The following is a 12,054-nucleotide window of genomic DNA, read 5'->3' as shown; positions in this document are numbered from 1 at the left end:
ACCGGCCCGCGCCCCAAAGGGGGCGCGGGTTAGCGTTGCCCCGTGACTGCGTTCGCCGATCAAGACGTACCGGGCCGTTACGGCCCTTCCGCCACCACCGAGGCCGACCCCCGCCGGGTAGGACCGGTGCGTACCGAGTACTCGCCAGCGCACGACGGGGACCCCGACCCCGGGGAGATCGTGTGGACCTGGGTGCCGTTCGAGGAGAACGACGGGCGGGGCAAGGACCGGCCGGTGCTGGTGGTGGCGCGGGAGCCGGCCGGGACGTTCCTCGCCGTGCAGTTGTCGAGCCGGCGGCATGACGGGGACCGGGAATGGGTGCCGATCGGCAGCGGACCGTGGGACCGGTCGGGGCGGGCGTCCTGGGTGGATGTGGACCGGGTGCTGCGGCTGCACGAGGCGGGAATGCGGCGGGAGGCGTGCGCCCTGGACCGGATGCGGTTCAACTCCGTCGTGCACCGGCTGCGGGAACGGTACGGGTGGCGCTAATGCTGTGAGCGGAAAGGTTTGCCGGACAGCTCGCGGCGTCCGGTGCCGGCGGCACCTCCCACGCCGTTCAGGCAGTGGGGGAGCATCGCAAGGCGGAGTATCACCCGCGTACTGGAGGTACGCGGGTGATGCGACAACGCGGCGAGGTGCCGTGCCGGGCGTCGCGAACCGGTGAACTTTTCCGGTCACAGCACCAGGCGTGCTGTCCGGGCAGGTTGGTGACGCGGCTGGGCCGCGGGGCGTGGCACGCGCATCTGCCGCGTTGTCGTCGGTCGCCGACTCCCCCACGCTCGAACAACCTCGCGCGGGGGGGACCCCATCGCGTTGACGCCCTCCTCCACCTTGCCGCTGCACGCGCCACGCCCCGCTCACCGACGGAGTCGAGGCACCGTGGCCCGAAGTCGGCCTGATCCAAACGAAAGGCCCTAGGAGCCTCGGGCGCTGCCACGTTCTGAGGGAACAGCCTGGAACGCCCTTTCGAAGGCGGTCCGGACCGTCGCGCCCCTCGTGCGGTCCAGTACGCCGAACACCACGTGCGCGAAGTGGCCCTCGAAGCGGCCGCCGGCCGTGAGGAGCTCGCGGAAGGCGGTGGCCACCTGCGTCGGGTCGTTGCCGAAGACACCGCAGCCCCAGGCGCCCAGGACCAGCCTGCGGTAGCCGTTCGCCACGGCCGTCTCCAGGACCCGTTCCGCGCGCACGGCCAGGGCTCCCGGCAGTTGCGGGGCGCGCTCGGGCGCGGTCCGCAGGACGACCGACGCGTTCGGGGCGGCGGAGGTCAGGAAGCCGGCCGTGTACGGGTCGGCCAGCAGGTCGCCCTTGTCGTCGCGGAAGACGGGTACGGCGGGTGAGTGGATGACACGGTCCGTGTAGAACGGGTCGCGGTGGGCGCGGTGGTGGTCGTAGAAGCCGCGGGCCTCGCGTACGCAGGCGTACAGGGCGGAGGCCCGGCAGAGAGCCTCCTCCTGGGCCTGGGCGCCGTTCAGGTAGCCGCCGCCGGGGTTGCGGGCCGAGGCGAAGTTGAGGACGGCGACGGGGGCCGCGCCGGTGAGGCGGCGGGCGGCCTCCAGACTGCTCTCGCCGGTGACCTCGATCCGGGTCCGCACGGGGCTGACGGGTGGCGTCGGGACCGGGTCCGGGCCGTACAGGCGCGTTCCCGTGCGCGCGGCCTCGATCTGCGCCGCGATCGACACCTCGCGGCCGTCCGGTGCGCGATAGCGCCCCGCCGCGACGATGTCCTCGGTCTCCCGTGCGATACCCCGCAGGCGGGCGCTCATGGCGCCACCCCCGTGCACGCCACGAACGTCGGCCGCGCGCGCTCCCCCGTCGTGCTCATGGACGCATCGTGGGCGATGCTGGGTGGTGACCGCAACGGAGTTTTCCTGGCGCGAATGGCCCTCGACGGGTCCGGGAAGGGGTGCCTGAAGTTCCTGCAAACAGAGATCGACGATCCGCATTGCCACGATCTGCACCCTTGTGCGAACGGTCGCCCAGGGGTTTGGGTGGGACGAGCAGCGCCGGTCCGACCCTCGCGGCAGCGGATCGGCGACATGGTGGAATCTCAGGAGGATCCCGACATGTCAGATTCGGCCAGTGGCTGTACGGAGCAGCGCTCCCCGGTCACCGAGGCGGAGGTCGAGGCCCTGGTACGGGGCATCTGCTTCAAGACCGGACCACCTCGCACCCTCGGTGTCGAACTCGAATGGCACGTCCACGAGCTGCGTGATCCGCGGCTCCCCGCGACACCCGCACGTCTCGAAGCGGCCTACGCCGCACTGCGGACCCTGCCCCTGGCGTCGTCGCTGACGATCGAGCCGGGCGGCCAGCTGGAGCTCAGCTCCGCTCCTGCCGCTTCCCTCATGGAGTGCATCGGGTCCGTCTCCGCCGACCTGGACGCCGTACGCGCGACGCTGCGCGAGGCGGATCTCGGCATCAGCGGCTTCGGCCACGATCCCTGGAACCCCCCGATCCGGTATCTGCGCGAGCCCCGGTACGACGCGATGGAGGTGTACCTCGACCGCTTCGGGCCCGAGGGCCGGGCCATGATGTGCTCGTCGGCGTCGGTGCAGGTGTGCCTCGACGCCGGATACGAGGAACCGGGCCCCCTCGGCCATGAGCGGCGCTGGTGGCTGACACACCAGCTCGGGGCGGTATTGGTGGCCGCGTTCGCACACTCCCCGCTGGCGCGCGGCCAGGTCACCGGCTGGCGTTCGACGCGGCAGTCGCTGTGGGCGGCGATGGACCCGGGCCGGACGACGGCCCCGGAACTGGACGGCGATCCGCGCGGCGCCTGGGCGCGGCTGGTGCTGGACGCGCCGGTGATGTGCATCCGGGCCGACGACGGGCCCTGGGGTGTCCCGGGCGCGATGACGTTCCGGGAGTGGACCAGATCCGGCACCCCGCCGAGCCGCGCCGATCTCGACTACCACATGACGACGCTGTTCCCGCCGGTGCGGCCGCGCGGCCACCTGGAACTCCGGATGATCGACGCCCAGCCGGGCGAGGACGGCTGGATCGTCCCGCTCGCCGTGACGGTGGCGCTGTTCGAGGACCCGGAGGCAGCCGAGGTCGCCTACCGGGCGGTCAAGCCCCTTGCCGAGCGGGCCGGTTCGCTGCGGGCGCCACGCAATCCGCTGTGGATCGCGGCCGCCCGTTCGGGACTGGCCGACCCCGAGCTGCGGGAGGCGGCGGCCGTCTGCTTCGCCGCGGCGGCCGAGGCACTGCCGAGGCTCGGCGCGAGCACCAGGGTGCTGGACCTCGTCGCGGAGTTCGACGACCGCCATGTGGCCCGGGGCCGCTGCCCCGCCGACGATCTGCTCGACCAGTTGCACGGGAAGGACCTCTCCGCATGACCGCGCCCGAGACGCCGGCCCCGACGCACGACGCCGACCCCGACATACTGCGGGAGCGGGCGCTGGCGGCGCTGACCACGGCCCGCGCCCGCACCGCGCTCCTCACCTCCGCCGTCGACGAACCCGACCTCACCGCGCAGCACTCTCCGCTGATGTCCCCGCTGGTGTGGGACCTCGCCCACATCGGCAACCAGGAGGAGCTGTGGCTGCTGCGGAACGTCGCGGGCCGGGAGGCGATGCGGCCCGAGATCGACGGGCTGTACGACGCCTTCGAGCATCCGCGCGCCGAGCGGCCCTCGTTGCCGCTGCTGCCGCCGGAGGAAGCCCGCCGGTACATCGCCGAGGTGCGCGGCCGGGCGCTCGACGTGCTGGAGGGCACCGACTTCCACGGCACCCGGCTCACCGAGGCGGGCTTCGCCTTCGGCATGATCGCCCAGCACGAACAGCAGCACGACGAGACGATGCTGATCACCCATCAGCTGCGCAGGGGCCCGGCCGCGCTGTCGGCGCCCGACCCCGGGCCGGCGCCGCTGTTCCCGGGGCCCGCGGAAGTCCTGGTGCCGGGCGGGGAGTTCCTGATGGGCACCTCGACCGAGCCGTGGGCGCTGGACAACGAGCGGCCCGCGCACCGGCGCATCATCCCGCCGTTCCACATCGACACCACTCCGGTGACGAACGGCGCGTACCAGGCGTTCATCGACGACGGCGGCTACGAGGACGAACGCTGGTGGACAGCCCGGGGCTGGGACCACATCCGCTCGCACGGCATCACCGCGCCGCTGTTCTGGCGGCGTGACGGCCGGCAGTGGCTGCGGCGGCGCTTCGGTGTCACCGAGGTCGTACCGGCCGACGAGCCGGTGCTGCACGTGTGCTGGTACGAGGCCGACGCGTATGCCCGCTGGGCGGGGCGCCGGCTGCCCACCGAGGCCGAGTGGGAGAAGGCCGCCCGCCACGACCCGGTCACCGGGCGCTCCACGCGGTACCCGTGGGGCGACGCCGACCCGACGCCCGACCACGCCAATCTGGGCCAGCGGCACCTCCGCCCGGCCCCGGCCGGCAGCTACCCGGAGGGCGCGTCCCCGCTGGGCGTACGACAGCTGATCGGTGACGTGTGGGAGTGGACGTCGAGCGACTTCCTGCCCTACCCGGGGTTCACGGCGTTCCCGTACAAGGAGTACTCGGAGGTGTTCTTCGGCCCCGAGTACAAGGTGCTGCGCGGTGGTTCGTTCGCCGTGGACCCGGTGGCGTGCCGGGGGACGTTCCGCAACTGGGACCATCCGATCCGGCGGCAGATCTTCAGCGGGTTCCGCACGGCCCGTGACGCGTCCCCGGAGTCCGTCTGATGTGCCGTCACCTCGCCTATCTGGGACCGGAGGTGCCGCTCGGCACGGTCCTGGTGGAGCCGCCGCACAGTCTGTTCCGGCAGTCGTGGGCGCCCCGGCGGCAGCGGCACGGGACGGTCAACGCCGATGGTTTCGGGGTCGGTTGGTATGCGGAGGGCGACCCGGTGCCGGGCCGCTACCGCCGGGCGGGCCCCATCTGGGGCGATCTGTCCTTCACGGATCTCGTCCGGGTGGTGCGCGCGCGGGCGCTGCTCGCCGCCGTACGGGACGCCACGGTGCCGGGCGCGGACAACGAGGCCGCGGCGGCGCCGTACGCCGGAGGGCCCTGGTTGTTCAGCCACAACGGGGCGGTCACCGGGTGGCCCCGGTCCCTGGCGCCGCTGGCCGGCGGGCTGCCCGCCGTGGAGATCCTGTCGATGGAGGCCCGCAACGACTCCGCGTTCGTGTGGGCCCTGGTCCTGAACCGGCTGCGGGCCGGTGACGAGGAGGGGCAGGCGCTGGCCGACACGGTCCTGGAGGTCGCGCGGGCGGCCCCCGGGTCCCGGCTCAACCTGCTGCTCAGCAGCGGCGACACCATCACCGCGACTGCCTGGGGCGACACGCTGTGGTACCTCGCCCGGCCCGGTCACGGCACCGTCGTGGCGTCCGAGCCGTTCGACGACGACCCGCACTGGGTCGAGGTGCCGGACCGCACGCTGCTCGCGGCAAGCCGCACGGACGTCCTGCTCACCCCGCTCAAGGAGCCGGAGGAAGCCGGGCTCCCGGGCGCCGACCCAGTCCCCGTACCACCGAAGGAGTCCCCTGCGTGAGCCCGTTCCGCCTGACCCGCACCCTGCCCGAGGACACCACGGGCGCGGCCCTGCGCGCCGACGTCCTGGACGGCCTCACCCGTACTCCGAAGACGCTGCCGCCCAAGTGGTTCTACGACGCGCACGGCAGTGAACTGTTCGAGCGGATCACCGAGTTGCCCGAGTACTACCCGACCCGCGCGGAGCGGGAGATCCTGCTCGGCCGGGCGGCGGAGATCGCCACGGCGAGCGGTGCGCGCACGCTCGTGGAGCTGGGTTCCGGCTCGTCCGACAAGACCCGGCATCTGCTGGACGCGATGCCACAGCTGCACACGTACGTGCCGGTGGATGTGAGCGAGAGCGCGTTGCGGCAGGCCGGTGCGGCGCTGGTCGCCGAGCGGCCGGGGCTGGAGGTGCACGCCCTGATCGCCGACTTCACCGCCGGGATCCGGCTGCCGGAGACTCCGGGGCCCCGGCTCGTGGCGTTCCTCGGCGGCACGATCGGGAATCTGGTGCCCGTGGAGCGGGCCGCGTTCCTGGCCTCCGTCCGGGCCCTGCTGGCGCCCGGTGACACCCTGCTGCTGGGGACGGACCTGGTGAAGGAGGAGGGGGTGCTGGTAGCCGCGTACGACGACGCGGCCGGGGTGACCGCCGCGTTCAACAAGAACGTGCTGTCCGTCATCAACCGTGAGCTGGGGACGGACTTCGACGCCGGCGCCTTCGAGCATGTCGCCCTGTGGGACGCCGAGCGGGAGTGGATCGAGATGCGGTTGCGGTCGCTGGCCGCGCAGACCGTGAAGATCCCGGCGCTCGATCTCGCGGTCGACTTCGCGGACGGGGAGGAGCTGCGGACCGAGGTGTCGGCGAAGTTCCGGAAGGAGGGCGTGGCGGCCGAACTGGCCTCCGCCGGGCTCGATCTGACCCGGTGGTGGACGGACGCGGAGGGCCGCTTCGCGCTGTCCCTGAGCGCGGCGGCGTAAGCAGGGCGGGGCGCGGCTCCCGGCCCCTTGGGGGACGCCGGGAGCCGCGCGCGCAACACACGCCCCCTGCACCCGCCGAGCGGACCCGTGTCCCGGGGGTCACCAGGCGCCCGGCAGTGACATCTCGCGCGCCGGCGCACCATGCGGCACGGTGGAGGGGACGTGTGGCCGCCGGCCACGGCGAGATGTCCCGATTGGAGAAGCCGTATGTCCGACCACGTGTACCGGGTCACCGAGATCGTCGGCAGTTCCGGTGAGAGCGTCGACCACGCCATCCGCAACGGCATCGCCCGTGCCGCCCAGACCCTGCGCAACCTGGACTGGTTCGAGGTGACGCAGGTCAGGGGGCACATCGAGAACGGCGAGATCGCGCACTACCAGGTCGGCCTGAAGGTCGGTTTCCGGCTCGAAGGCACCGACTGAACGCCCTCAGGTACGGCCCTCCCGTTCCTGCGCCACCTTCAGCTCGGCGGAGGCGGCGGCCCAGCGCGCCCGCACGACGGGGAAACCCGCCCGTTCCGCGTCCTCGCAGACCAGTTCGTCGTCGTCCACGAGGACGCAGATCTCGCGGGTCCGGGCGAGCCGCCGGAGGATTTCCAGTTTGGTACGGCGGGCGGGCCTCCGGTCGGCGTCCCGCCGCATCCAGATCCGACCCTCGGGCAGCCCCTGGGCGGCGAGCCAGTCGACGGTGTCGCGGCGACAGCGTTCGGGGCGCCCGGTGAGATACATGACCTCGCACTCCTGTGCGTACCGCAGCGCCAGTGCGATCCCTTCGGCCAGCGGCGGATCGTGCGGGGCGGCGGCGAAGAACGCGTCCCAGTCGCGCGGCCTGCGCTCCAGATACCGCTGCCGGTGCGCCGTGTCGGCGAGCGTGTTGTCGAGATCGAATACGGCGAGGGGTCTGCTGTCGTCCGTCACCGGTCCAGGGTAGGCACGGCGTTACTCGTGTCGTCCGTCGTCGCTTCACACAAGGAACACAAACCCCTCCCATAGCTTTATGTTTCAAACGTTAGGCTCATCGTCTCTCCCCCCACACACAGCACAGGAGAATCGTTGTGCTTGACGGCGAAGTGATCGTGATCGGCGGCGGATACGGGGGCATCCGGCTGGCGAAACAACTGGACGCGTACGCGCGCGTCACCCTCGTGGACCGCAAGGAGGTCTTCTTCCACCGCATCGCCGCACTGCGCGCCGGCGTGCAGGAGGAATGGACGACGGCGCCCTTCATCCCCTACGACCGGCTGCTGAGCAACGGCCGGGTGCTGGTGGACAAGGCGGTCGCCATCGACACCGGCGAACGGTACGTGAAGCTCGCCACCGGTGAGCGGCTGCCGTACGACGTGGTCGTCATCGCGACCGGCGCCGACTATCCGGAGCCCGCCCGTTTCCTCGGGACGACCACGGAGGAGGCGGCAAAGACGTTCACGGCGCACCAGGAGAACATCGCCGCGGCCGGACATGTGCTCATCGTGGGCGGCGGACCCGGCGGGGTGGAGCTCGCCGCGGAGATCCGGCTGGCCCGGCCCACCGCCCGGGTGACGCTCGCGCACGCCGGGTCGGCGCTGCTCAGCTCCACCGGCAGCAAGTGGGCCGGCCGGCGGGCGCTGGCGTGGCTGGAGTCGCACGACGTGGAGGTGCGTCTCGACTCGTTCGTCTCTCCCGGCGCCGACTTCGGCACGTACCGGGACGGCCGGGGGCATGTCATCGAGGCGGATCTGTCGTTCTGGGCGACCGGCACCACCCCGAACACGCTCTGGCTGCGGCTGGCCGGGCACGGCGACTGGCTGAACCCCTCGGGGCACGTGAAGGTCGACCGGACACTGCGGGTGGAAGGGCGGCTCGACGTGTTCGCGGTCGGCGACGTGAACGATGTCACCGAGTTGAAGATCTCCCCCGCCGCGATCGCCCAGGCGGACATCGCCGCCCACAACATCCGTACCTACCTGGGGAGTTCGGGCAAGCACCGCAAGGAGCCGCACTTGTACCGGCCGATTTGGCGCACTCCGCTGATCGTGCCGTTCGGACCGGGCGACGGGCTCACCCTGATCCCGGTGCCCGGCGGCGAGACGGCCGTGCTGGGCGGCCGTACCAGCACCCTCGCCAAAGCGAGGACACTGATGACGCCGTACGTGCGGAAGCAACTCGGGTACACCGCCTGAGGCCGGGCCGTCCCGGCCGCTCGTCGGGCCCGGGCTCCGACGACTCCGGTCGTCGGGCCGCCCGGGCCCGACGCCGAGGCCCCCGGTCAGCGAGTACCGGACGGTGGGTCGGGCACCTCGACAGGATGGAGCACCGTCAGGGAGCCCTGCTGACGCGCCGTCATCGCGAAGCCGAACCTGTCGACCTCCAGGCAGAGGTCGACGTCGTCGGGGTGGTATCCGCCGCGCAGCCCGGCGGCGAGGTCAGCCGCGGCGCGGGAGGTCCTCGCACGGTGGAGATACGGAGCCGCTTCGACCTCACCGCCGGCCATGCGCCGGCCGATGTATTCGGCGCAGGCCAGGTCCTCCTCGGCCCGGCCTTCCTCGCCGGTGACGACGAACGTCACCGGACCGGACGCCCGGGTCCGCAGGAATCGCGCGGTCGGACCGGCCACCACGAAGCTCGCACACAGGACCAGCGGGGAGTCCGCGACGGCCAGCGCGCCGACGGTTCCCGCCGTCGTCTTCTGCACCAGCGTGCGCCCGGCGAGATCGCACGATCTGAGCAGGGCGGGCGAGTTCACGGCGTCGAAGCCCGCCGCCGGAGGTCCGTCCTTGAGGGCCAGCCAACCCGGGCGGCTCTCCTTCAGGGCGAGCGCCTCGTCCTCCGTCGGGGCCAGAACGATCCTCTCGACGCCGAGCGAGAAGGCCCAGGCGGCCACGGTGAAGGCACGCATGACGTCGATGACGACCGCGACAGGGGGGACGCCGGTCAACTCCGGGATGCCGACGAAGTGATGGTCCATCGCACCATGATGACGTCCCCGCGATCATGGCGTCGGCCTCGGGGAGATCCCTGCTCACCCGCCTCAGCCGGGGTGCGCGGGCTCAGCGGCTTGCTGGTCCGCGGAGTCGTCGGCATGGGCGAGGAAGTCGTCCACCATCCGGTGGAACAGGCCGGCGAGCTGCCCGAGTTCCTCGGACGACCAGTGGGCCGGAGCTGCTCACTCACTCGAATTTGAAGAGCAGCAATTGCAGACCCCGCGATGCCACATGGCACGGCCGGGGGCGGGTACGCGGAGCGCATGACTGACGGCAAGGCACCGGACCAGAAGGAGAGGGCCCAGCAGGCGGAGGCTGCCGAGGAGGCACGCGCCGCCGCACGTCCCTTCAGTTATCCGCACCCCGAGCGCCGCGCGGGCGTGCGCGCCACCCGGCACATCAGCCGGGAACAGGCTGACGCGGACAGCGTGCCCGGCGTGCCGGGAGGCTACGGCAGCACCGGCGGAGGCCAGGCGGGCGGGCGCGGCACACCCCGTCCGGGTGACGACACGGCGGACGAGTCCGGCGTGACCGACGCCGTCTCGGGACGCGAACCGGACACCGGCCGGGGAGGTGAGGAGCGGTAGGTACCTCGGAGACGGTCGCGGGGCGGACGCGGGGGCGGGCGGGACCCCGGGTGATCTCCGCCGGGCCGCGACGACGATACTGGCATGCGCACGTGCCCCTGCTCCCCGATGGACTCATGCCGACCTCCCCCACAGCCCGTCCCACGACGCCTCCCACGGTGTGGCCGGCTCGCGGCCGCCACGTAGGCCCCGACGCGGAGGACGTCCTCCGCCGTACCCTGTGCCGGCTCAAGGACAGCCGGGTCATCGACGACTTCCTGGAACTGCCCGACCCCGGGGGCGATTCCCCCGAGCGGGTCTTCCAGGCCCGCTGGCGCGTCCCGGGCGAGGTGACGGTACGCGCCCGGCTGAGCCTCGCGCCGGACCTCGGAGCCGGGCGGGAGTGGACGATCCTCGCGGAGGCGGAGGAGCCGTGGGACCCGGCGTGGCCCTCCCCCGTCACCCGGTTCTGGCCGGAGTACGGCGACTGGGACCACGACGCGGCCACGGGCCTGTCGCTGAGCAGGATCAACGCCCTGCCCGAGGACGACAAGGAAGCCCGCCGTCTGCTCAGGGACGCCGGGCACGCCGGATGGTGCGTCCACGTGGTCGTCCACGAGGCCATGACCACCGACGAGCGCGGCCGGCTGCCCCTCGCCCGATGGCTGCCGCCGGGCCTGCGTCACCGCGTGGTGGAACACCGAGCCGCGCCGCACCAGTTGCGGGTGGTGAACTGGGCGCTGCGGGAGTTCGACCTGGAGATCCCGCGCGGCGGCGCCGTGGTGCTCCCCGGTGACCCGGCGCCCGCCGACCACGACGCCGGGGAGTTCGCCGTGCGCGCGGTGTTCCTGGACGGTTCGGAACCGACCGACCTCATCGCGGCGGTGACTCGGTTCGCCGCGCTGCCGCGGCCCCTGCCGGACGGTGCCGACGACGCCCTCACCGCGCTGCGCGAGGACTGGCAACTGCTCACCCTGCAGGAGGAACTCGTCCGCGAGCGGAAGCTGGTGGCGATGTACGCCGAGGCGCTGGAGGCCATGACGCAGTCCCGGGATCTGTACCGGGAGGCAGCCGAGCGTGCCCACGAGGCGCTCGCCGCGTACCGCGAGTCCGGCGGGGCCGCCCCCGTGGAGCGGCAGCCGTCCGGGTCGCAGACCACCTCGCCCTTGCAGCAGTTGACGCGCACGCTGGAGCGGCTGAAGGGCGGCACCAAGACCTGGCGCTCCGCCCCCGCGCCCCCGAGCGAGGAGACGGAGACCTCCGCCAGGTCGGAGCCCTAGGGTCCGCCGCCCGCCCGTACCCGCGGCCCTGGGTCGCCCACCGGCCGGTGCACCGCGCGGAGCCGATCGCCGTCGAACTGCCGAGGGCGCTCTGCCGCTCCGGCTGAGGCACCGACGTCAAAGCCTCCTTTGACCTCTCCGGCTGGGGATGCGGTTCCGGCTCCGGCTTTGGGGTCAACCGCAGCACGGTGCCCTCCCGTGGGCCGACAGCAGCAGGCTCCCGTCCGGGGCGGCGGCGAGCCCTGCGAAGCGGCGGGCCGTGCCGGGCATACCGGCCGCGAACAGCGTCGGCTCGGCACGGGGGACGACGCCCGGGGGCGCTCCCACCGGGAGGTCCTCGGCGTCGACGCGGCGCTCCCCCGTGGTGAGGGAGATCGCGTACAGCCGGCGGTGCTCGGTCTCCACCACGAACAACTCCTCGCCCAGGAGCGCCAGTCCCTGCGGCGCGCCGAGCCCGTCCGCCACGACGACCGCCTTGCCGGGCCCGTCGAGGCGGAGCACGGAGCCGAGCCGCTCCTCGCTGACGTAGCAGCGGCCCCGCGCGTCGAAGGTCACGTCCGTGGGCCGGTCCAGCCCATCGGCGAGGACGCCATGGTCCCCGGCCCGACCCTGACCAACCTCAAGGTGGACGCCGACCAGCAGGCGCACGGCCCAGCGGTCATCGGCGCGAACATCGGCCGCCTGGGCACGGCCGAGGAGCAGGCGGACGCGGTCCTCTTCCTCGCCTCCGACGCCGCCGCCTTCGTCAACGGCGTGGTCCTGCCCGTGGACGACGCCTGGGCCGCCGTCTGAGCTACGC

14 protein-coding genes and 1 pseudogene are annotated in these 12,054 nt (G+C 72.7%); 10 read left to right on the top strand and 5 right to left on the bottom strand.

Annotated elements, in window-relative coordinates; genetic code table 11:
* Positions 1–42 precede the first annotated feature (42 nt).
* Entirely contained in the window at positions 43–489 is a 447-nt protein-coding gene (locus ACZ43N_RS06150) for a type II toxin-antitoxin system PemK/MazF family toxin (RefSeq protein ID WP_468095318.1), read from the top strand.
* A gap of 425 nt (positions 490–914) precedes the next feature.
* Here the strand turns inward: ACZ43N_RS06150 and ACZ43N_RS06145 are convergent, their stop codons facing one another.
* On the bottom strand, positions 915–1,763 hold the full coding sequence (locus ACZ43N_RS06145) for a TIGR02452 family protein (protein WP_468095317.1): 849 nt from the start codon (positions 1,761–1,763) through the stop codon (positions 915–917).
* Between the two features lie 300 nt (positions 1,764–2,063).
* Between ACZ43N_RS06145 and egtA the strand changes: the two genes are divergently transcribed.
* From egtA to ACZ43N_RS06120, 5 genes are all read left to right on the top strand, one after another.
* Positions 2,064–3,338: an ergothioneine biosynthesis glutamate--cysteine ligase EgtA gene (egtA, locus tag ACZ43N_RS06140; RefSeq protein WP_468095315.1), complete on the top strand. Its 1,275-nt coding sequence runs from the start codon at positions 2,064–2,066 to the stop codon at positions 3,336–3,338.
* On the top strand, positions 3,335–4,681 hold the full coding sequence (egtB, locus tag ACZ43N_RS06135) for an ergothioneine biosynthesis protein EgtB (RefSeq protein WP_468095314.1): 1,347 nt from the start codon (positions 3,335–3,337) through the stop codon (positions 4,679–4,681). Before egtA ends, egtB begins: the two co-directional genes overlap by 4 nt.
* On the top strand, positions 4,681–5,490 hold the full coding sequence (egtC, locus tag ACZ43N_RS06130; RefSeq protein ID WP_468095313.1) for an ergothioneine biosynthesis protein EgtC: 810 nt from the start codon (positions 4,681–4,683) through the stop codon (positions 5,488–5,490). The genes egtB and egtC overlap by 1 nt, the downstream gene beginning before the upstream one ends.
* Positions 5,487–6,449 carry an L-histidine N(alpha)-methyltransferase gene (gene egtD / locus ACZ43N_RS06125; protein WP_468095312.1) on the top strand — a complete coding sequence of 321 codons (963 nt, stop codon included), beginning with the start codon at positions 5,487–5,489 and terminating at the stop codon, positions 6,447–6,449. Before egtC ends, egtD begins: the two co-directional genes overlap by 4 nt.
* Positions 6,450–6,656: 207 nt before the next feature.
* Positions 6,657–6,872, top strand: a complete 216-nt coding sequence (locus ACZ43N_RS06120; RefSeq protein ID WP_055541560.1) for a dodecin — start codon at positions 6,657–6,659, stop codon at positions 6,870–6,872.
* 6 nt (positions 6,873–6,878) lie between these two features.
* On the opposite strand, the gene ACZ43N_RS06115 is transcribed toward ACZ43N_RS06120, so the two are convergent.
* Complete coding sequence (locus tag ACZ43N_RS06115) at positions 6,879–7,367, bottom strand: phosphatase domain-containing protein (protein WP_468095311.1); 489 nt, start codon at positions 7,365–7,367, stop codon at positions 6,879–6,881.
* A 137-nt stretch (positions 7,368–7,504) separates the two neighbouring features.
* Here ACZ43N_RS06115 and ACZ43N_RS06110 point away from each other — a divergent pair, with 137 nt between their 5' ends.
* Positions 7,505–8,608: an NAD(P)/FAD-dependent oxidoreductase gene (locus ACZ43N_RS06110; RefSeq protein ID WP_468095309.1), complete on the top strand. Its 1,104-nt coding sequence runs from the start codon at positions 7,505–7,507 to the stop codon at positions 8,606–8,608.
* 86 nt (positions 8,609–8,694) lie between these two features.
* On the opposite strand, the gene ACZ43N_RS06105 is transcribed toward ACZ43N_RS06110, so the two are convergent.
* Complete coding sequence (locus ACZ43N_RS06105; protein ID WP_468095308.1) at positions 8,695–9,393, bottom strand: 2-phosphosulfolactate phosphatase; 699 nt, start codon at positions 9,391–9,393, stop codon at positions 8,695–8,697.
* Positions 9,394–9,456: 63 nt separating this feature from the next.
* A pseudogene (locus ACZ43N_RS06100) lies at positions 9,457–9,588 on the bottom strand (MarR family transcriptional regulator); the annotation flags it as partial.
* Positions 9,589–9,672: 84 nt separating this feature from the next.
* On the opposite strand from ACZ43N_RS06100, the gene ACZ43N_RS06095 reads away from it, so the two are divergent.
* A complete protein-coding gene (locus tag ACZ43N_RS06095; RefSeq protein WP_468095307.1) occupies positions 9,673–9,996 on the top strand; it encodes a hypothetical protein in 324 nt (107 codons plus the stop codon).
* A 116-nt stretch (positions 9,997–10,112) separates the two neighbouring features.
* Positions 10,113–11,255 (top strand): hypothetical protein, encoded by a 1,143-nt coding sequence (locus ACZ43N_RS06090; protein ID WP_468095305.1) that lies wholly within the window; start codon positions 10,113–10,115, stop codon positions 11,253–11,255.
* Between the two features lie 174 nt (positions 11,256–11,429).
* On the opposite strand, the gene ACZ43N_RS06085 is transcribed toward ACZ43N_RS06090, so the two are convergent.
* Positions 11,430–11,810 (bottom strand): SMP-30/gluconolactonase/LRE family protein, encoded by a 381-nt coding sequence (locus ACZ43N_RS06085; protein WP_468095303.1) that lies wholly within the window; start codon positions 11,808–11,810, stop codon positions 11,430–11,432.
* Positions 11,811–11,846: 36 nt separating this feature from the next.
* Here ACZ43N_RS06085 and ACZ43N_RS06080 point away from each other — a divergent pair, with 36 nt between their 5' ends.
* Positions 11,847–12,047: an SDR family oxidoreductase gene (locus ACZ43N_RS06080; RefSeq protein WP_468095302.1), complete on the top strand. Its 201-nt coding sequence runs from the start codon at positions 11,847–11,849 to the stop codon at positions 12,045–12,047.
* Positions 12,048–12,054 lie beyond the last annotated feature (7 nt).

Source organism: Streptomyces sp. NPDC030814, assembly GCF_055572155.1.
The sequence above is the reverse complement of the archived record's forward strand: the minus strand, read 5'-3'. Positions and strand labels throughout refer to the sequence as shown.

Bases quoted from the DNA above. Each gene is read 5' to 3' on its own strand.
- ACZ43N_RS06145 (WP_468095317.1), bottom strand. From the start codon at position 1,763: ATGAGCGCCCGCCTGCGGGGTATCGCACGGGAGACCGAGGACATCGTC.
- egtA (WP_468095315.1), top strand. From the start codon at position 2,064: ATGTCAGATTCGGCCAGTGGCTGTACGGAGCAGCGCTCCCCGGTCACC.
- egtB (WP_468095314.1), top strand. From the start codon at position 3,335: ATGACCGCGCCCGAGACGCCGGCCCCGACGCACGACGCCGACCCCGAC.
- egtC (WP_468095313.1), top strand. From the start codon at position 4,681: ATGTGCCGTCACCTCGCCTATCTGGGACCGGAGGTGCCGCTCGGCACG.
- ACZ43N_RS06120 (WP_055541560.1), top strand. From the start codon at position 6,657: ATGTCCGACCACGTGTACCGGGTCACCGAGATCGTCGGCAGTTCCGGT.
- ACZ43N_RS06105 (WP_468095308.1), bottom strand. From the start codon at position 9,393: ATGGACCATCACTTCGTCGGCATCCCGGAGTTGACCGGCGTCCCCCCT.
- ACZ43N_RS06095 (WP_468095307.1), top strand. From the start codon at position 9,673: ATGACTGACGGCAAGGCACCGGACCAGAAGGAGAGGGCCCAGCAGGCG.
- ACZ43N_RS06090 (WP_468095305.1), top strand. From the start codon at position 10,113: ATGCCGACCTCCCCCACAGCCCGTCCCACGACGCCTCCCACGGTGTGG.
- ACZ43N_RS06080 (WP_468095302.1), top strand. From the start codon at position 11,847: ATGGTCCCCGGCCCGACCCTGACCAACCTCAAGGTGGACGCCGACCAG.